Genomic DNA, 20,736 nt, shown 5'->3' on the forward strand with positions numbered 1-20,736 from the left:
TCGTTAGCAAGATTGCAACTCAACATTCAACATTCAACATTCAACATTTTTAATTATGATCAAGAAGCTTTTCACCTTATTTATATGTACGCTATCTCTAGCAGCAACTTTCACCAGTTGTGGCGATGAAGCTATTGATGTAGAAAGCGTCAATAAGCAGACTATCTTCGTCTTCTATCCTTGGACGGGTGGAACCAACACTTCCGGTCTCACAAGTTTTTTGGAAAACAACGTTGACAGTATCTGCGAAGGTATTGTTGCCAAGAAAGGCTTGAATAATTCGCGTGTAATGGTCTTCATGAGCCAGAATTACAGGAAGAGCTATCTCATAGATCTTCAGTATGACGGCAATAAGAAAGCCGTAATCCGCGACACGTTGAAGACTTACGATGAAGCTACATATACTACAGCAGAAGGATTTGCAGAGATTCTGAATGAGGTGAAACGCCGTGCTGAAGCCCTGAATTATTCGCTCATCATCGGAGCTCATGGCTGCGGATGGACCTACAAGAGCGATTGGGTTCACTATCCCTATATGGCAAGACCTAATGCCGGTTTTGCTCAGAAAGGAAGTACCAGCTACCCTACCGCTACCGGCAATTTCAGCGGAATACAGTATGGTCCCGATCCCAACAACCCTGTCACCCGTTTCTTCGGAAGCGTAAGTTTAGAAGAAAACGCTCTCGACGTTCCTACCCTAGCCGAAGGAATCAAACTCAGCGGCACCAAGATGCAGTACATCCTCTTCGATGCATGCTATATGGGCAATGTAGAGACTGCATACGAACTGAAAGATGTCACTAATTTCATGATCAGTTCAAGTAGCGAAATAATGGGAGCCGGCGTTCCATACAAAACCATGTGGAGTTACCTCAACAGTTCTGCGCCCAACTACTCAGGATTTGTCAACGGAGTTGTCAATTTCTACAAGAATAGTAGCGATCCATTCTGCAACATGGCGGCCATCGACTGCAGACAGATGGATAATCTAGCCCAAGTGATGAAGGAAATCAATAGCAAATATACCCTCTCATCATCCGTTCCGCTCGATTCCATACAGCCTTTGGATGGTTTCTCTCCCAACCTCTTCTACGACATGAGCGTATACGTAGATAGTCTTGTTCCAAGCGGCTCTCTGAAAGACAAATTTAATTCACAGATGAAACTCACAATCAAAGCTGCTGCTCATACAGATGAAGCTTATACAATGTTAATGAGTTATAGAGGTACAACCTTTAAAGTGAAAAATTATTGCGGTCTTTCTATCTCCGACCCTAGCCAGCACAGCGTAGCTATCAAGGGCAGAGAGAAAACAGCATGGTGGAAAGCTACACACTAATAAGCAATGAAGAGTGAAAGAAACTCCTTATTGGCTTTTCAAAAAAATATTATATAAAAGAATACATGATGGAATATTTTATCATTGAGAATAACGGACAACAAGCGGGTCCATTCAGCCTGGAGCAACTCGTCCAGAAGGCTATTACACCCGAAACCCTTGTTTGGGCACAAGGCATGAAAGACTGGACTCCAGCTTGGAAAATAGCAGAACTGAAGACTGTTCTTGAAACTGTAGAAGCAATCAAAGCTAATACAGCCAACAAAGAAAATGCAGAAGGAACATCAGCAGATGCAGCCAGCAACAACGGGACAGAAGCAGCAAACTTTCAGGCTGCAAACCAGCAGGGTTTCCAGCAGGCACAGCAGGAAGCTTACCAGCAAGGCTTTCAGCACGGCGCAGCAATGAACCAGGGCTACAGACAGGAACCGGAAAAGAAAAAATCGAGCAAGACCCTCTGGAAAATCATCTTAGGTCTTATCGTACTTCTCTTCCTGGTTTTCGCCATAACCAATCCAGGACCTGATGCCCACAAAGAAAAGGTAAAGACTGAGGCAGCCAAGGCTATCGACAAGGCTACAGAAACCAGTGATAACAACTTCTTCACCCAAAGCATCCGTTCCATTGCCAAGATGATGGCAGGAAGCGCTATTGATGAAGTGATGAACCAGCTCTTCGAATACCACAACTATATCGTATGCTCTAAGGGAACCGTTGAGTTTAATGGCAAGCAGCACACCGTAAGCTTCGGAATCCTTGGCAGCGTTTACACGATGAATGCTGATGATATGGTGAAGGCGCTGGAAGGTGCCGACAATCTGCAGATAGAAGAAACCACCAGCTCATCAACCGATGAATCCCCTTCGGTAAGCGATAATAGCAACGATGGTTCAGAAGAAGACGGACTGGGCGCTTCCGTTCAGAAGAAACTGGAAGACAAGGCAAACCAGGCCATGGATCAGGCTGCCGACAAGGTGAGCAAGAAACTGGAAGAGAAAATCAACCAGAAACTCGATGAAGCAACCGATTCTTCAACCGTAGAAAAGATTCTCGACAAGATTCTGGAACTGATCTAGCATCAGAAATCCGAAGAAACATAAGAAATATGACACATTTCTCAATATGACAGCATGGCGGCTTGACGTATATCAAGCCGCCATTGCTGTTTAGTTGACGTGTATCAAAAAAAGCCCCTTTTTCATCATTTTGTCATGTCTTTGTGACAGATATTCAAGAAAAAGGCATTACCTTTGCACCAGAAAACAGTGAGATTGTAAAAGGATAATGTAAAACAGGAGACCTCACATGGAGGCTCCACAAAGAAAGAAAGGAAACAAATTATGATGACGACAGTAATGATTCTTGCAGTTATGGCAGCAATGATTGCCAAGGCTGTAAATGTAAACAACAACATGGAGATGGGCAAGTAAAATTGACCACCGTTCATGAACAAAAGGATAAAGGAAATGGCAGAAATGCCGAGTATTAATTTTTTAAAAAAGGATAACGATTATGAAAACAATGTATGCAAACATCAAGAAGGTCTTGAAGGCTATTCTTGCAAATTACATGACCGCAATGGAAATGTATGGTGAGGCTTTGAACAGAAGCCGTGGCTGTGCTTGCGCATAAGGGTTCCAATCCCTTCATGCTGCGGCATAAACCAGATTGAAAGCAAAAAGTAATTACGTTTAAATAAAGAAAAAGCGTGTAAGTTACCATACTTACACGCTTTTTTTGTATCTTTGCAACCGGTTAGTAAAAATTTAAAAAGAAGAAACGATGAACTCACAAGATATGATCAGCAGGTTGGAATCGAAAGGCATTCGGCCAACCGCCAACCGCATACTCGTAATGAAGACCCTGATGGGCGAACAGAACCCGCAGAGTCTGAGCAATCTGGAACGAAAGATGGTTTCGATGGACAAGTCGAGCATCTTCCGTACCCTTACCCTCTTTCTGGAACATGATGTGGTACATGCCTTCGAAGATGGGCGAGGCGTACTCTGCTACGAACTCTGCGAAGAAAAAGGGGCTTGCGATCATCACGACGGGCATATTCATTTCTACTGCGAATCTTGCCAGCGTTCCTTCTGTATGGAGGATATCCATATTCCAAGTTTCGAGCTGCCCGAAGGCTTTTACCCCCACTCTATTTCCTTTGTCATCAAAGGCGAATGCCCGGATTGCAGAAAGAAACACCAGTAAAGCGAAAGGTACATTCTGCGTTAATTTAGCATAAATATTTTTGAAATTCTATTGTTTTTCCGATATTATCATTACTTTTGCAAGCGATTATCACGGGGTGCTGAAAGATTCGGCTGAGATGATACCCATTGAACCTGATGCAGGTAATGCTGTCGCAGGGATATTTGATAGCGCTTTATTTTTTCTCTTAAGGCTTTCATCTGGAAGTTCACCGTGTTTGATCACATATTAGCTTATCATCGCTTTCGGGCGATAGAAAAAGCGTAAACAAACGGATTATTCATCATATAAAACGAACAGAATATGAAAGTAACTATCAACAACAAAGAGACCGAGACACAGGCTAAAACCATCAGGGAGTTAGCCCAGGAACTCGATTTGCCAGCTACAGGAGTTGCAGTAGCTATCAGTAACGAAATGGTGCCTCGTGATGAATGGGAAAACACACTCATCGCAGAAGGAGCAGACATCGTTATCGTAAAAGCGTTCTGCGGAGGATAACGGTCCCAGAATACTGCGGAAAAGAATCACCCAAAAGTACTTTTCCTACAGAAATGAAAACAAAAATAACAACTCTATAATAAAACAATGGAAAAATTAGTAATCGCAGGCAGAGAGTTTAACTCACGCCTCTTCTTGGGCACAGGAAAGTTTAACAACAATGCCCTCATGGCTGAAGCCATCAAAGCATCAGAAACAGAAATGGTTACTGTTGCTATGAAACGTATCGAACTCGAAGACAAGCAGGACGATCTGCTCTCTCATATCGTGCAGAACCCAAATATCCAGCTCCTTCCTAACACCAGTGGCGTGCGCAACGCCGAGGAGGCTGTATTCGCAGCACAGATGGCTCGCGAGGCTTTCGGAACCAACTGGCTCAAGCTCGAAATCCACCCAGACCCTCGCTATCTTCTTCCAGACTCTATCGAGACACTGAAGGCTACCGAGAAACTGGTAAAACTCGGTTTCGTGGTATTGCCATATTGTCAGGCAGACCCAACCCTCTGCAAGCACCTCGAAGAGGCTGGTGCTGCTACCGTGATGCCACTTGCTGCACCTATCGGTACTAACAAGGGATTGAGAATGAAGGACTTCCTACAGATCATCATCGAGCAGGCTACTGTTCCAGTTGTAGTAGATGCAGGTATCGGTGCACCTAGCCACGCTGCCGAAGCCATGGAGATGGGTGCCAGCGCTTGCTTGGTTAACACAGCTATCGCCGTTGCCGGTGACCCTGTAGAGATGGCTAAGGCATTCAAGGAAGCAGTAGTATGCGGTCGCCGTGCTTACGAGGCAGGTCTCGGAGCCATCAGCGATTGTGCTGAGGCAAGTTCTCCTCTCACCGCATTCCTCAACGACTAATTATAATATAGATAATACAAAGGCATGAAGGATGAAGGCAAAGAAGCAGAATGTTCTTTTTACCTTTTTACCCTTTTACCTTTTTACCTTTAAAAAATTATGCCAAACGATAAGAAAGCTTACGCCCAGAGAGAAAAGGCGTATATGCAGGGAAAACTCTTCCCACAGATCAAGGTTGGAATGACCAAGGTAAACCTCACTCCTACTGTTGTGAAGGATGAGCGCGGCATTCCTCATACAGAGCCAAACGCTCCGGTTTACATCTACGATACCAGCGGTCCTTACAGCGACCCTAACTATCAGGTAGATTTGAAGAAGGGCTTGCCAAGAATGCGCGAGCAGTGGATTCTCGACCGCAACGATACCGAGCAGCTCAAGGAGGTTACCAGCGAGTATGGCAAGCAGCGCCTTGCTGACCATAGCCTCGACCACCTCCGCTTCGAGCACATCCAGTTGCCTCGCCGTGCTCAGGCTGGCAAGCACATCACCCAGATGGCTTATGCCAAGGCTGGCATCATCACTCCAGAGATGGAGTACGTGGCTATCCGCGAGAACATGAACTGCCAGGAGTTGGGCATCGATACCCATATCACCCCTGAGTATGTTCGTGATGAGATTGCCCGCGGACGTGCCGTTCTTCCTGCCAACATCAACCACCCGGAGAGCGAACCGATGATCATCGGCCGCAACTTCCTCGTGAAGATCAATACCAACATCGGCAACTCTGCCACTACCTCCAGCATCGAGGAAGAGGTGGATAAGGCTGTATGGTCTTGCAAGTGGGGAGGCGATACCTTGATGGACCTCTCTACCGGCGACAACATTCACGAAACCCGTGAATGGATTGTGCGCAACTGTCCTGTACCGGTAGGAACCGTGCCTATCTACCAGGCTTTGGAGAAGGTGAACGGCAAGGTAGAGGATTTGAACTGGGAGGTATTCCGTGATACCCTCATCGAGCAGTGCGAGCAGGGTGTTGACTACTTCACCATCCATGCCGGCATCCGTCGCCACAACGTGCATCTCGCCGACAGCCGTCTTTGCGGTATCGTGAGCCGTGGCGGTAGTATCATGAGCAAGTGGTGTCTCTACCACGACCAGGAGAGTTTCCTCTATGAGCACTTCGACGATATCTGCGACATCGTGGCACAGTACGACGTAGCCCTCTCTTTGGGTGATGGTCTGCGCCCAGGCTGTATTGCCGATGCCAACGATGCAGCCCAGTTTGCCGAGTTGGATACCATGGGCGAGCTTGTTACCCGTGCCTGGGACAAGAACGTGCAGGCATTCATCGAGGGCCCTGGTCACGTGCCATTGCAGAAGATCAAGGAGAACATGGAGCGCCAGCTCGACCACTGTCACGAGGCACCATTCTACACCCTCGGCCCATTGGTTACCGATATCGCTCCAGGTTACGACCACATCACTTCAGCCATCGGTGGCGCCCAGATAGCATGGCTCGGCACCGCAATGCTCTGCTATGTAACACCTAAGGAGCACCTCGCATTGCCTAACAAGGAAGATGTGCGCACAGGTGTGGTAACCTATAAGATTGCCGCTCATGCAGCCGACTTGGCAAAGGGTCATCCAGGTGCAACCATCCGCGACAACGCCCTCTCCAAGGCCCGCTTCGAGTTCCGCTGGAGAGACCAGTTCCACCTCTCACTCGACCCAGAGCTTGCCTTGAAGTATTTCGAGGAGGCAGGTCATACAGACGGTGAGTACTGCACCATGTGTGGTCCAAACTTCTGTGCAGCCAAGTTGACACACGATTTGAGAAAGTTTAAAAAGTAAGAAAATGTTTTCAGACGAATTAAAGAATATCAGTTGGGAGGAGACCACGGAGCGCATAGCTCGAATGACCGATAATGACGTGCGCCGTGCCCTTGCCAAGGACCATTGCGATGTGAACGACTTCATGGCGCTGATTTCACCGGCAGCCGAGCCATACCTGGAGGTAATGGCGCGTCTTTCCCGCAAATATACCGAGGAGCGCTTCGGCAAGACCATGTCGATGTTCATTCCTCTCTACATCACCAATTCATGCTCCAACTCCTGCGTGTATTGCGGTTTCCATCGTGAGAATCCGATGGCTCGTACCATCCTCACCCCAGAGCAGATTGAGAACGAGTATAAAGCCATCAAGCAGCTGGCTCCATTCGAGAACATCCTTCTCGTTACGGGCGAGAACCCAGCCAAGGCTGGCACCCCTTATCTTGCCAAGGCCATCGACATCGCCAAGAAGTATTTCTCTAACGTGAAGATAGAGGTGATGCCGCTCTCTACAGAGGATTACAAGACCCTCGCCGACCATGGTATGAACGGCGTCATCTGTTTCCAGGAGACCTACAACCACGAGCACTACAAGCTCTACCACCCACGTGGCATGAAGAGCAAGTTTGAGTGGCGCTGCGATGGTTTCGACCGCATGGGTATGGCAGGCGTTCACTCCATCGGTATGGGTGTGCTCATCGGACTGGAGAAGGAGTGGCGCACGGATGTAGTGATGATGGCTCATCACCTGCGCTACCTTCAGAAGCACTACTGGAAGACCAAGTACAGCGTGAACTTCCCTCGTATGCGCCCTGCACAGAACGAAGGTTTCCAGCCAAACTGCTTCATGACCGATAAGCAGTTGGCCCAGGCAACTTTCGCCATGCGTATCTTCGACCACGATGTAGATATCTCCTACTCTACCCGTGAGCCAGCCTACATCCGTGACAACATGGCAACACTGGGTGTCACCACCATGTCGGCAGAATCAAAGGTAAATCCTGGCGGTTACCATACCTATCCTCAGGCATTGGAGCAGTTCACCGTAAGCGATGAGCGTACCGCCAAGGTAATCAATGCGAGATTGAAGGAATTGGGCAGAGAGCCAGTCTGGAAGGATTGGGATGCCTCATTCGATTTCTTCGGAAATATCGCAAACGGATAAAGAAGATGTAATTAAACAGAATAAAAAAAAGAGTGTATCATAAATTCATGACACACTCTTTTTTGTTAATATTCTCAGACCGACGCCCCTTTATCGCCCCCAGCCCATCAGCAACTTATCAGCCAATTCCCCAAAAATCATCAGTAAACAGCAACCTATAAACTATTAACTATAAACTATTAATTGTAAATTACTGAAGTTTCGCAAGTGAATAAATATCAACTTGCTTGTTTATAAATATACATATTACGTAGCGTATGGGCAACAGGATTACTTTCGATGAAATCTGCCAGCAACCCTGTAGCATCTATAGAGTAACGCTCTGTTGCTTCCAGAACGAAGTCCAAAATGATAGCCCATAATTACCTGCGCACCATTAGATACAGCCGTAGTACTATCTACACCACAATATCTACCTATCACGAAAAGATCGGCCAAACCATAGAGAATCTGTAGGAAATAAGCCAGAATATAAGGTAACAAAAAGGTCGTGATATTCCCCCAAATGCTACCTTGTGTCAAGTCTATTCTATTCATCGGTTGCAAAGATACTATAAAAAACAGAAAAAGCAAGACTATCTTACTTATTTTTTCTCAAATTCTGCAAATTTGTGATATATCACCAACATTCACGGAGCCGTGGTTACCTCATACCGGACATACATAAAAAAAACTCCGAAGAACCAAGATTGATTCTTCGGAGTTTTTTGTACACCCTTAGGGATTCGAACCCTAGACCCACTGATTAAGAGTCAGTTGCTCTACCAACTGAGCTAAGGGTGCCTCTGCTAAAAGCTTTGTTTTCAAAAGCGAGTGCAAAGGTAATACATTTTTCTGAAACCACCAAACTTTTATGGATATTTTTTTGAAAAAATCTTTCATTTTATCCATTATGATTGGTTCATGGAAGCATTATTCCTTCAGCCAACTACCTATCAGACTGATGATTTCCTGTCTTGTAGGCTCAGGGAACGACAAGATGCGAGTTTTGTGCGAACCGCCATGACACATATAAACATGCAGGTTCTTCTTGTTCTTGGTGAAAGGCAAGCCATAAATGCCCGAAGCTCCCCATGGGTCGATATCGCCATAAATATAAACCATCTTCGGATCATTCTTGGTCAGGAACTCTACCGTATGATTATAGAGTGCTGGCGAGAACTTCACGTTTTCTGCCCCCTTTGGCACCATCAGTTTCTTCAGATAACCCTTAGCTGTCTTGATACTGAGATATTTCTTGAATGGTTTGGTATAATAGCCGTAATAACCCAACTCCCGGGCTGCCTGCACATCAAACGAGGCTGTGGCATTATAATTGGTGAAATAGTCAGGCTCACACATATTAATCCAGTAATCAAACACCGTCTTGTCATCTGCCTCTCTTGCAGGAATCTTGTTGATGTCTTCTCCCCACTGCCAGAAAGCAAAGGCGTATTCGAATACAGAGTAATCAAAAATCTCTGCCAGCGGAGCATTGAATACATATTTCTTATCGTTGCAATATTTCTCGAACATTGGCAGCAACGCAGCCTTTCGCTTGAAGAGGAGCAACTGGAAATCGAGCACCTTCTGTCGGTTTTCCTTGGTTGATACCTGATATTGCAGGAACTTCTCATGTCGTCCATCCTCCACACCCTTGTTGAGCGGAGCTACGTATGGCACAGAAATATCTACATCATCAGGGAAGTAAGAACGGTAGAACATCGTAGTCTGTCCGCCCTTGCTGATGCCAGTAGCAATCCATTTTCCCTTGTACATCGCATGCAGAGTCTGGTTTACATGATGCAGGTCATAGAGCGAATTCTCAACGGTAAGATAATCCCAGTTGCAAGGACTAGGCATCGACTTGTCGAAATAACGATACTCTACGGTAATGATATTCGTATCGAAGAGTTTGGAAAGTTCTTCAATATATCCTTCGCGCAGCGCATAGTTGGCATTATATCCTTCTGTCACGAGCACGGTAGGACGGTCGAATCCTCTATGGCAGAGCACCACCCTCTGTTCGAAATAGCCCTTGGATGCATCCTTGGCATCGAGCTGTTGCCTGATAAAGAACACATACTTTTCCGGGAAATGCGTACTTTTCAGCGTTTCCACGTTACTTACTCCAGGCAATGCAGCCAGTTGCTTACCAGCCACGCCCAGTTCTGCCGCCAGCATCTGCAATGGCAGGATGAAGAGCAGCAGCATCAATTTCAAAAATCTCAGTTTCATCTGATTCTCTCTTTTTATTTATTATATTCTAAAATTCAAGATTGCAAAATACATTCTATATGTTTTCTAAAATCAGAACAAGAATCCTGCATTGATATAGAATCCTACATTCTTACCCAAGCTAGAATAATTAGCCTGAATGCTTACCGGACCCAATACGAAATCATAGGATGCTCTCAAGGCTCCTCCCCACAAATCATCACCGATGAGAATATGGGAAAACTTGCGGGCTTCCTTGCCATACTCTCCCAAAGCGGTAAGATAGAACTTTCCTTTCACCCGATAGCGGAAACCGAGCTGACCTGTCACCACATTGCGCTCCAGCAGATGGACATGCTGCGCACTCTCCCATGCCACCTGCCAAGGCAGATAGTAACCGTCAGCTACTCCACCTGCATAATTCTGATAAATGGCAGGTACGGAACTGCCAAACAAGAAGCGGCTCTTGAGCTTAGGAAGCAGATAGAATCTGGAATTGAGACGTACGGCACATTCTCCTTGAAAAGCAGCCTCGCCGAAAGGATTACCATCAGCATAATGTATTCCGTCATCCGTATGCAGAATGCCCTGAACCTGAATGCGACTGCCACGGGTCGGGAAATAACGGCGGTCGTAAGTATCCATCACAACAGATGCAAAGTAGTTCAGAAAATGGTCTGACGAACGTGTCTGGATGCTTCCGTCGCGTTCGAACATATCAGAATGATAATGATAATAATCAAACTGCACTCCCGATTTCAATCTGAAATTACCGATATCGCGGGTATAGAATCCAGCGAAAGAATGCGAAAGAAACTCCAGGGCATCCAACTTATGCTTGTCCGCATAAAGGTCGAAATCATAATGAGCCATACGATAGGAAATGCCAATTTTCGCTCCGAAAAGGTTGCCATAGGCATATTTCATTTCCAGATATGGATTACGGGAAATGCGTCCTGTAAAGGCATAGTGATGACGGGTAGAAAACTGCTGGTTGTTGGATATCTGAGCAATGACGCTTGCCAGATCCTGCGTATCAAAACGTGCACCTACACTGATTCTTCTCGATTCGTTGGGTTCCAGCATGAATACCAGGTCATAAGGTTCCTCGTTAGACTGTCTGTATTCTACACGCGAAAAGATATTCAGTCCCCTGAGCATAGCAAGTGTGCCATCTATCTCCTCAGGACTGACTTCCGAATTCTCCCGTAAAGCAATTTTCTTTCTAATCCACTTTTCCTCCTCTCCGCTGATGCCTTCTATCCGGATGCTTCCTATATGATAAGCTTCCGTCTGAGAAGGTTTCGGCTGTTTGAGGCGTTTATCCTGTAATGTATCATCAGAGGCTACTGAATCACAAGCATCAGCATAGATATACTTTCTCAGAGCCATCAGTTCATCCCATTTCTGGCGGGCAGCCTGTTCTCCCCGCTGTATCATGGTATCAATGGCTTCAGATTGGAAACTGGCTGCCGAATAACCTTTCAGAGAAGGATTGATATAAAGATCGGCTTCTGCCATATTCTTCCGGTATTTGTTCTGCCCCATCATACTTATGAGCTGTTCTACAACAGAAGAAGCCGATTTCAGCTCTTCCTTTTTCTTCCAACCGGTACTCAAATCTACACAGATAATCACATCCGCTCCCATTTCCTTTGCCACATCAACCGGCAGATTGTTCAAGGCGCCGCCATCCACCAGCATCTTCCCTTTCCATTCTACCGGAGCAAACACGCCCGGTATCGACATGCTGGCACGCATCGCCAATGGCAACGAGCCCGATGAAAACACGACCTCCTTGCCTTCTACCAGATCTACCGCCACGCAACGGTAAGGAATAGGTAGGTTGGAGAAATCATCCACCTGATGATACCCCACGGTAAGTTTAGAGAAAAGGTTAAAGATATTCTGCCCCTTCACATAACCGGTTGGCAACGAGACCTTCCTCTCTTTGGAAAGAGGAATATGAACGATATATTTCTCCCTTTCTTCTTTAGAAAGAAAAGTCTCCGATTCACGTTTCACCTGGTCGCTCAAAAGGAAAAGCCAGTCCTGGTTACGGTAGAGGCTATCAATATCCGCAGCATCGTATCCGATGGCATAGAGTCCGCCCACGATGGCACCGATACTGGTTCCGGCAATATAATCTACAGGAATATCAGCCTCTTCCAGCACCTTGAGCACACCTACTTCAGCCGCACCCTTGGCACCACCTCCACCCAACACCAGTCCCACCTTCTTGCGTGGCTGCTGGGCTTGCAGAGGAGTATATGCAAAGAAGCAGCAGAATAAAACCCAAAAACATAATATATTATCTCGATGTACCATCATATTGCTCCTTATTAAAATGAATAACTGACACAGCAAATACTCTTCACTCTTCACCAACCCCTCCGGAATACCGATAAACAGGGCGGTTATCGGAGGTGAAGAGTTCTCAGAAGCTCTTCACCCACTCTTCACCACTCTTCACCTAAATGCTTTTTCAAGAATCCGACAGAAAAGAGAAGAATGATATTTCTTTTCCTCCATATTTCTTTCGCTTTTAAAGTTATATAAAATCACTTGTATTTTGAGACAGAGAACCTTTTTGGATTCTGTCTCATATCCCAAATATCAACAATATGCACCACATCCAAGGATTCATCATAATAATAAACCAACTTGAAATTACGCATAAAATTAGCACCCCGAAGCAAATAGCTAAACTTTGGAGCACCAAGAAAAGGGGGCTTACCTTCAGGATATTTTCTCAGGAAGTTCTGGATTTTCATCAGTTCCTCTTTCCATCTTCGAGCTGTTTTCTTACCAAAATTCTCATAAGCATCGATAATATACTGGCGTTCCTTTTCTTCATACAGTTTGTGAACAACTATTTCAGCCATGGGAATTCCTCATATAAACGTTCGTTAAAGGCATCAACAGATTCCCATTTAGAAGGATCATCCTTAATGGTTTCACAATAATCGATACTACCCAAAAGACCCTCATAGCTAAAATGATTTTTAAGAACAGGAATTTCATCTTTCTGCTCTATTTCAGAATCAATCACGTGATGAGATACAGACTCTGATGCAACAGATGCATAAACAGGCGATGGCTCACAAACCTTATCCCCGGCTATCTTCGATTCATCGATATGATATTTCTTTTCCTCCATATTTCTTTCGCTTTTAAAGTTCCACGTTACTTATTGGTGCAAAAATACGAAGAAAGATTGGAACTTGCAAGAAAATCTACAAGAAAATGGCAGAGAACGCTGAAAATTAATAGATTATACGGATTAAGTTGGATAAAAAAACACCCTGTATTAATTTTTCTTCTTAAAATCTTTGGAGTATTAGCAAATATCTGTATCTTTGCACATGAAATATTTAAAATTAACAATTATGGCAACACAAGTGAAGCGCATGAACGAGCGGATGCAGCAAGAATTAGATAAGCTTTGGGAATCTGGCGAACTGAGTAATGAGAAGTTGCAGGAAATGCAGTCTGATCAGCTAACGCTTTCATTGGTACCAAATTGCTTTTGAATACCCTAGGGTCATACTGAAAAGTTTTCTCCACGTTAAAAGAAGCATCATAAACAGTAAACTCAGGTGTTTGGTTGCTACTATTATTTTCAACTCCGATAGTTGAATAAGGAGTAATAACACCTGTAGTAGTAAGCCCTTTAGGGATGAAATCAAATCCATCACCTTTCACCTTAGTCACTTCAGAAATCTGTGCACTAGCAGCCAAAGCCATGACTGCAAAAGCGGAAACAAGTAATGTTCTCTTCATAATTAATTACAACAACAAGTTTGGATGTCCTGCAAACTTTAATTTAAAACGTTTATAAGTTCTTTTTCCTGCAATAACAAAGCGTAGACATCTTCACTTGACATTTGCCTAGCGACACATTTGCTATGCAGTTGCTACATATTATTCTACCCTTGTGAGCATCACCCTTCATAATGATTTTGCAAAAATAGTCTTTTTGATAGTATTCAGAAAATAAAAGCTACAGCCAAACACCCTTATCCATAGCAACAAAGCCAACCCTGATGCACATCAAGACCAGCCTCATCCCCCATTAGAACGCAGAAACGTGGACGATCCACTTATCCAACGTTCCAAGGTGTTTGGCCTAACCTATATGCAACAGATAAGTTTTACGTCCACGCTATAGCGGACGCTTACTTATTTATTCTGTTGCACATGTTCTTCCGCGGCCAAACTTCAGGAACATTATTATCGAATAAACAGCAAACGCTATTATTTTAACCCACAAAAACAGACGTCATCGCCCCTTAGGGCGAATCAATCCGAATGCAAAGTAAATGCAAACGAGCGCAATGAAAGCTTGCTTTCAAATTACCAAGTGCAACTTTGCTTCTGCAAAGATACTGCAAAAATCAGAGATAACAAAAAGATTCGCCATTTTTTTATATTATCCCCCATTTTTTCTTGCGAAACCAAAATATTTATCGTATCTTTGCAGAAAGAATTTGTAGTAAGGCGAATAGCTCGCAAAAAGCTATCCTGAAAACATAGGAGATTAGATTATGACAGAAATGAACGATAGAAGATTGCCGGTAGGCATCCAGTCTTTTGCTAAAATAAGAAGAGAAGGATACCTATATGTTGACAAGACTGATATGGTATGGAGACTTGCTCATAGCAACAAGACTTATCATTACCTAAGCCGCCCACGCCGCTTCGGTAAGTCCATTCTCGTGGATACACTCCAGGCTTACTTCGAGGGGGAAAAGGAACTCTTCGAAGGATTGAAGGTGATGGAGTTGGAGAAAGAATGGACCTGCTATCCCGTCATTCGACTCGACATGAGTTGCGGAGGTGCAACACCCGAAGAACTCAACTCCTATCTCGACGACGCCTTCTATAAACTCGAACAGAAGTATGAAGTAGCGGTGCGCCCAGAGGTTTCCCTTGCTGTCCGTTTCCAGAACATCATCGAAACGGCATTTCACAAGACAGGCAAACAGGTAGTTATTCTCATCGATGAATATGATTCACCTTTGCAGCATTCTTGGAAGACTCCAGAGCATGATGCCTGCACAGCCATCTACAAGTCCGTGTTTGCCGTCTTGAAAAAAGAGGACGAGCACGAGCGCTTCGTCTTCATCACGGGCATCACCAAGTTCACTCAAATCTCCCTCTTCTCCGTGCTCAACAACCTGAGCAACATCAGCTTTGATGCACCATACACTACCATCTGCGGTATTTCAAAGCAGGAAGTTGCCGAAAACTTCATGCCGGAGATTGAGGCGATGGGTGAAGAAAACGGATGGACTCCGGAAGAGACGCTGAAGCAGCTCACGGCCTATTACGACGGATATCATTTCTGCCACAGAAACATGGTAGATATTTTCAATCCATTCAGCCTCATCAACGCCTTATCGGATAGGGAATTGAGAAATTACTGGGCTTCATCTGGCGCCACTTCCCTATTACCAAAATTTGTGGATAATATGGAGATGAGGATGGAATACTTTGACCATTGTTTTATCGAGGGCGATACCCTGGAGACATCGGATGTGGTGAATGGCGGAGCCGAGCTCTTCCTCTATCAGTCGGGTTATCTCACCATCAAGGGTTACGACGATGGCGTTTACATCCTGGGCTTCCCTAACTTTGAAGTTCGCAAGGCATTATACCGGGTAGTGGTTCCTGCCTTGACCATGAAGTCGAATTCGGAAGTGGTTTCTGCGCAGAGCTTCCTCAGAAAAATGATGCAGGACGGCAATACCGCTGAAGCCAAAAAGGCATTAAAGGCTCTTATCGCCGATGTTCCATACAGCAACAAGAAGATGGCAAGTATGGATATGGAGGAACGTTACCGACTGATAATGAGTACGATATTCAGAGCCTTGGGCTTTAGGGTGGAAGTAGAAAGGATGCTGGCCACTGGCAGGATTGATATGATTGTAGAGGTTCCATCCTTCATCTACGTCCTGGAGCTGAAGCTATCGAACAATGGCGGCATTTCTGCTGCCGAGAGCCAGATAAAGGAAAAGAGCTACACAGAACCATTCAAGGCAGACAAACGCAAAGTTATCGCCCTGGCAGTGGAACTCGATGAAAAGGGCAAGGGATTGATAGATTGGAAAGAAGTGGATGAGTCTTTGTAATCAAGATAAAGCTCTTCACCCTACCCCAGATAAACAGGGAGGTTGACGGAGGTGAAGAGTGGTGAAGAGCGGGTGAAGAGTTGCTGATGACTCTTCACCTCCCGAAATGCCGATAAACACAGGGGATTTGGGAAGAAAGGTGAAGAGTGAAGAGATTTTTGCAGAATGCTAAACATAAATCATATTGATAGGATTGGGAAATCTGGTTTCCCCGTCTGCGATGACTGTCTTATAGGAACAGTCTACTGTTCCCTATTCCGCTAGTAGGCTGTTCGCCCCAAACAGCCGACTGGCCATAAGAAAACAGCACACTTATCTTTCAGAGATAAATATCAGAACATCGGAAATTTATCTGCCAAAAACCGAGATATAAAACTAAAACCGCAATGAAACTTCCCTGAAATTTGGAGGGTTTAAAAAAATATATTACCTTTGCACCCGCAAAAAAATAAGATTATGAACGGATTGTATACTATATTATTATTGGTGCTGAGCAACATCTTCATGACGCTGGCTTGGTACGGACACCTCAAGTTGCAACAAACGGGCGTGAGCAGCAACTGGCCTCTTATCGGTGTCATCGCCTTCAGTTGGGCCATCGCCTTCTTCGAATATTGCTGTCAGGTACCAGCCAACCGCATCGGTTTCGTGGATAATGGCGGACCGTTTAATCTGGTCCAGCTCAAGGTGATACAGGAATGCGTATCGCTTATCGTCTTCGCCATCATCGCCAATATCCTCTTTCAGGGACAGGGATTGCACTGGAATCATTTCGCAGCCTTCTGCTGCCTGATTGCAGCCATTTATTTCGTATTCATGAAATAGCCGGATAAGGAGTTAACTCAATATAACTCCTTATCCGGCTACTTTTTTAGTTTTACACCTGCCCTACACCAGGTTATAGATTTCGCTCGGCGTCTTGCGCTTCAATACTTCCAGCTGGAAATCCTTGCCGGCTATGATGCCTTTGCTGCGCAGGATCTGCTCCACGGTTTTGCGTGCCAGCTCAGGATGGTTGTTCTCCTCGCTGAGATGACAGAGCCAGACGTGATGAAGCTCCGGTGTAGCATAATTGGCAAGCGCCTCGCCACAATCGTCGTTGCTCAGATGACCGTTATCTCCCAGAATGCGCTCCTTCAGATACTGGGGATAATGACCCTGTTGGAGCATCTCTACACTATGGTTCGCCTCGAGTACAAGATAGTTGGCACGGCCGATAAAGTCGTGCATCTCTTCGGTAATATGGCCCACATCGGTGATGAGGCAGAAGTTCACACCTCCGCACTCCACGAAATAGCCAACATTGTCGGTACTGTCGTGGGGTACGCCGAACGGAGTAATCTTAAACTCGCCCAGTGTGAAAGTTACGTTCTTCTCTATCACACGAGCATGGTTAGGCTCTATCTTCTTTCGAACACAATAGTTGCGCTCGATGCCTTGATGTACTTTACGGGTCGTATATACCGGTAGATGATAGTCAGTACTCAGACTCCCCACCGACTTTACATGGTCGGCGTGGTCATGGGTGATGAGGACGTGATGCACATCCTCGAAGCGAAGTCCATAGTTATGGAAATGCTTCTTCAATATTCTTATTCCTACTCCTACGTCTATCAGTATCGAATCCGTATCAGTGTAAAGATAATAGCAATTGCCACTACTTCCACTGCCAAAGGATATAAATTTCAGCATTTTAATTGTTATTTTCCATGCAAAGTTAGCAAAAAAGATTCTTATTACAAAGTTTTTTACTATCTTTGTGCCGAAATATCGCAAAAAAATAGAATTTTTAAGATTTGAGAATCATGATGAAGAAGTCGATGATAGGTTTATGCATAGCTGTGGCATGCATGACCGCAAGTATATTCAGCCTTTCGGGCTGTGAACCTCACGAAGGCAGCGAGGACCAGCTGAAGGCTGACGTTGATTCGTTTGCCAACAATTATTTCAACTGGCATTTCCCGAAAGCCGTGAAGTATTGCACCCAGAAATCGGAGCGCTGGCTGCGTTATGCTGCAAGTAATGTGAACGAGACCGACGTGGAACTGCTGCGCCAGAAACCGGAGGATGCCAGCATCGAGATTACGGATATTGATTTCGGTGACGATGAAACAAGTGCCACCATAACCCTTACGGTTCATAATTTTCTGCAGATGGACAGCATCGGGCAGGACCCGCAGCTCATAGAACAGGCCGATTTCCAACTGCCGATGTGTATGGAAAAGGGACTCTGGAAGATTAAGTTGGAAAAATTGCCTTGAAAAAAGTAAGGAGTTTCTGAGGGGCATCATAATCAAAAAAAATGCCCTACAGAAACTCCTGGCTATAAACTATTAGCTATAAACTATCAACTATTAGCTGCATTTAGAACGGCAAACCAACTGCGAAATGGAAGGCGAAATCGCGGTCTAGTTTCGGGTGGATAATCGCCCAATGCTCTTCCTTCGTTCCGTAAGCTGGATTGATTGCCTTCATACCCATATCCAAACGGAGGATGAAGTAATCGAAATTCAACCTGAGACCTAAGCCATAGGCTACAGCTATCTGTTTGTAGAATTCATCTATCTTGAACTGGCCACCAGGCTGATCCTGATAATTGCGAAGTGTCCAGATATTACCGGCATCGATAAACGCTGCACCCTCAAACTTCCAGAAGAGCGAAGTGCGGTATTCTGCATTCAAGTCGAGCTTCACATCACCCGTCTGGTTGATGAAATCTATTCTGCCGTCAGTTCCCTTAAACTTGCCCGGACCTAATTCTCTTACGCCCCAACCTCTTACCGAGTTGGCACCCCCCGAGAAATAACGCTTTTCGAAAGGTAGCACCGTACTGTTGCCGTAAGGATAAGCCACACCGATGCCCGCATGCAGCGCCAGAGCATTGCGCTTATCAAACTGCATCAGATGGGTATAATCTACATCAAACTTGGCATACTGGGCATAAGCTATATTAAATAATGTACGCTGCCCCTGGCTGTTCACCTTGAAACCGAAAGTCTTGGAAACACCACTCAGCAGATTGCCCGAACTCTCTACATTCACTCGCACAGCATCTACCCCATCGCTATAACTCAAACCGAAACCCATCTTCATGATAAACAGGTCTTCGTAATTGTAGCGGAGTATGGCATTTCTGTTTTCTGCATTATCGAGATAGTCTCTCTTGAAAGTCTCGGATATCCATGGCATATACACATAGTTGAGATCGAGCAGGTCGAAACGCCAAGCCAGGTGATGACGCGGTTCTGTCCAGCGATAACGCCAAGCAGTAGAGAATACGCGGCGATGAAACTCCGGACGGTTCTGAAGATTCCAACTTGCCGACAACTCGCTGTTTGCCGTCTGTCTTCTTCTGAAATTTCTTGAAAGGAAAGGCGCCAAGAAACGAGGGAAAACCAGTTTGCCTTCAACCGAATATTCAGTATAGTTCTGGTCCTGATACCCCTCCAGACCGGTAATAGCCTCGTAAGCTCCACGAAGTTCGATGCTCAGCTGCTCACTGCCTCTGAAGAGATTTCGGTTGGTATAAGTGAGCGATGCAGCAGCTCCCAAGTCGCCCGCCGTATTGGTTCCCTCCGGCTGGAAGGCGATGGTAGAAGGCTTGTTGGTACTGATCTGGATATTGCAATCCATCTGCCGGCTGATGCTGTCCCTCTCCATTCCGTTCTCCGTAACCTGGTTGCTGTCAGGAACTTCCGAGAAACTGATGTTGGTATACTTCACCGCCTGCAGACGGGCAAAGTTGTTATAGGTGCGCTGCAAGGCAGCAGCACTGTAGGGACGGCCTTCTCTGAGGGCAGTGGCATTGAGCAAAACCTGATGGCGCAGATGGATTCGGTCGCTGTCATTACTCAGATAGTTGATGTTTCTGATTTCATATCGGGGATGATCAACCTCAGGAGCATTACTGTTTGCCTTATACTTCATCAGGTGGAGCGTCAGGGCGATATCCTTCTGTCCCGCAATCGTATCGGCAGAAAACTGGATAAAATCTTTATGAAAGCGGAAATAGCCATCATTGGTCAGAAGGCTGGAGATACGCCTGCGTTCATTATCCAATGTTTCTACCGTAAATCTCATTCCCGGCTTAATCTGCTGATTATCGGGATTATCGAGATGCAGAAGTTGCTGGATATGTTCATCTTCCACTTCATATTTCACCTTACCTATCACAAAAGGTTCTCCGGGATGCAACAGATAGGTAGCATCCAGTTTCTTTCCTTTCTTGGTGGTATAGAGCGACACCCCGGCATGCATGAAGCCCTGGTTCTGCATGGCGGTAAGCAGATCCTGACAGGAGAGCCGCGCCTGCAAAGTATCGTAGATGACAGGCTTCTTGCTGAAAGGATTCTTGAAGAGCGAGAAGAGTTTCGGTTTCTCTTTCTGGCGCACATACTGCTTGAGCGCCCCGGCATTATACCCTGCCGAGTCGCTCTTCACTTCTACCTTATTTAATATATACTCCCCTTCCGGCACCATTTTGCTTGAAGAACAAGATGCTATGAGCAGCGGCAAGGCAAGTAATGAAATCTTCTGTATTTTCAAAATATCTATCGTTT

General features: G+C 45.4%; 17 protein-coding genes, 1 tRNA gene and 1 riboswitch. Of the genes, 10 read left to right on the forward strand and 8 right to left on the reverse strand.

Going from position 1 to position 20,736, the window contains the following annotated elements; all coding sequences use genetic code 11:
- Positions 1-55 precede the first annotated feature (55 nt).
- The 7 genes from KUA46_RS06665 (at position 56) to thiH (ending at position 7,847) form a co-directional block, all read left to right on the forward strand.
- Positions 56-1,339, forward strand: coding sequence for a clostripain-related cysteine peptidase (locus KUA46_RS06665; protein WP_218487166.1), 1,284 nt, complete (start codon positions 56-58; stop codon positions 1,337-1,339).
- Between the two features lie 65 nt (positions 1,340-1,404).
- Positions 1,405-2,415, forward strand: coding sequence for a GYF domain-containing protein (locus tag KUA46_RS06670; protein WP_218487165.1), 1,011 nt, complete (start codon positions 1,405-1,407; stop codon positions 2,413-2,415).
- Positions 2,416-3,121: 706 nt separating this feature from the next.
- Entirely contained in the window at positions 3,122-3,547 is a 426-nt protein-coding gene (locus KUA46_RS06675) for a Fur family transcriptional regulator (RefSeq protein WP_006848696.1), read from the forward strand.
- 83 nt (positions 3,548-3,630) lie between these two features.
- Positions 3,631-3,725: riboswitch (TPP riboswitch) on the forward strand.
- Between the two features lie 125 nt (positions 3,726-3,850).
- Complete coding sequence (gene thiS / locus KUA46_RS06680; protein WP_153084837.1) at positions 3,851-4,048, forward strand: sulfur carrier protein ThiS; 198 nt, start codon at positions 3,851-3,853, stop codon at positions 4,046-4,048.
- Between the two features lie 87 nt (positions 4,049-4,135).
- The gene (locus tag KUA46_RS06685; RefSeq protein ID WP_022121898.1) at positions 4,136-4,909 is read left to right on the forward strand and encodes a thiazole synthase; all 774 of its coding nucleotides are present in this window, start codon (positions 4,136-4,138) and stop codon (positions 4,907-4,909) included.
- Between the two features lie 99 nt (positions 4,910-5,008).
- Positions 5,009-6,703 carry a phosphomethylpyrimidine synthase ThiC gene (gene thiC / locus KUA46_RS06690; protein WP_022121899.1) on the forward strand — a complete coding sequence of 565 codons (1,695 nt, stop codon included), beginning with the start codon at positions 5,009-5,011 and terminating at the stop codon, positions 6,701-6,703.
- Between the two features lie 4 nt (positions 6,704-6,707).
- Complete coding sequence (gene thiH / locus KUA46_RS06695; RefSeq protein WP_006848700.1) at positions 6,708-7,847, forward strand: 2-iminoacetate synthase ThiH; 1,140 nt, start codon at positions 6,708-6,710, stop codon at positions 7,845-7,847.
- 710 nt (positions 7,848-8,557) lie between these two features.
- Here thiH and KUA46_RS06700 read toward each other — a convergent pair.
- The 6 genes from KUA46_RS06700 to KUA46_RS06725 form a co-directional block, all read right to left on the reverse strand.
- A tRNA-Lys gene (locus tag KUA46_RS06700) sits at positions 8,558-8,630 on the reverse strand.
- A gap of 129 nt (positions 8,631-8,759) precedes the next feature.
- Positions 8,760-10,064 (reverse strand): S28 family serine protease, encoded by a 1,305-nt coding sequence (locus KUA46_RS06705; RefSeq protein ID WP_217746117.1) that lies wholly within the window; start codon positions 10,062-10,064, stop codon positions 8,760-8,762.
- A gap of 72 nt (positions 10,065-10,136) precedes the next feature.
- Positions 10,137-12,374, reverse strand: coding sequence for a patatin-like phospholipase family protein (locus KUA46_RS06710; RefSeq protein ID WP_217746116.1), 2,238 nt, complete (start codon positions 12,372-12,374; stop codon positions 10,137-10,139).
- Positions 12,375-12,604: 230 nt separating this feature from the next.
- A complete protein-coding gene (locus tag KUA46_RS06715) occupies positions 12,605-12,928 on the reverse strand; it encodes a type II toxin-antitoxin system RelE/ParE family toxin (RefSeq protein ID WP_022120705.1) in 324 nt (107 codons plus the stop codon).
- Positions 12,916-13,203, reverse strand: coding sequence for a hypothetical protein (locus tag KUA46_RS06720; protein WP_218487164.1), 288 nt, complete (start codon positions 13,201-13,203; stop codon positions 12,916-12,918). The genes KUA46_RS06715 and KUA46_RS06720 overlap by 13 nt, the downstream gene beginning before the upstream one ends.
- A gap of 227 nt (positions 13,204-13,430) precedes the next feature.
- Positions 13,431-13,826: a hypothetical protein gene (locus tag KUA46_RS06725; RefSeq protein ID WP_218487163.1), complete on the reverse strand. Its 396-nt coding sequence runs from the start codon at positions 13,824-13,826 to the stop codon at positions 13,431-13,433.
- A 764-nt stretch (positions 13,827-14,590) separates the two neighbouring features.
- Here KUA46_RS06725 and KUA46_RS06730 point away from each other — a divergent pair.
- Positions 14,591-16,177, forward strand: a complete 1,587-nt coding sequence (locus KUA46_RS06730) for an ATP-binding protein (RefSeq protein WP_153137313.1) — start codon at positions 14,591-14,593, stop codon at positions 16,175-16,177.
- A gap of 456 nt (positions 16,178-16,633) precedes the next feature.
- Positions 16,634-17,002 carry a DMT family protein gene (locus KUA46_RS06735; RefSeq protein ID WP_218487162.1) on the forward strand — a complete coding sequence of 123 codons (369 nt, stop codon included), beginning with the start codon at positions 16,634-16,636 and terminating at the stop codon, positions 17,000-17,002.
- A gap of 63 nt (positions 17,003-17,065) precedes the next feature.
- On the opposite strand, the gene KUA46_RS06740 is transcribed toward KUA46_RS06735, so the two are convergent.
- Positions 17,066-17,869 carry an MBL fold metallo-hydrolase gene (locus KUA46_RS06740; protein WP_118152359.1) on the reverse strand — a complete coding sequence of 268 codons (804 nt, stop codon included), beginning with the start codon at positions 17,867-17,869 and terminating at the stop codon, positions 17,066-17,068.
- Between the two features lie 113 nt (positions 17,870-17,982).
- On the opposite strand from KUA46_RS06740, the gene KUA46_RS06745 reads away from it, so the two are divergent.
- Positions 17,983-18,438 (forward strand): hypothetical protein, encoded by a 456-nt coding sequence (locus KUA46_RS06745; RefSeq protein ID WP_218487161.1) that lies wholly within the window; start codon positions 17,983-17,985, stop codon positions 18,436-18,438.
- A 103-nt stretch (positions 18,439-18,541) separates the two neighbouring features.
- Here the strand turns inward: KUA46_RS06745 and KUA46_RS06750 are convergent, their stop codons facing one another.
- Positions 18,542-20,656: a BamA/TamA family outer membrane protein gene (locus KUA46_RS06750; protein ID WP_228113458.1), complete on the reverse strand. Its 2,115-nt coding sequence runs from the start codon at positions 20,654-20,656 to the stop codon at positions 18,542-18,544.
- Between the last annotated feature and the right edge of the window lie 80 nt (positions 20,657-20,736).

The sequence above is a fragment of the Segatella copri genome, from assembly GCF_019249765.2.
GTDB lineage: Bacteria > Bacteroidota > Bacteroidia > Bacteroidales > Bacteroidaceae > Prevotella > Prevotella copri_K.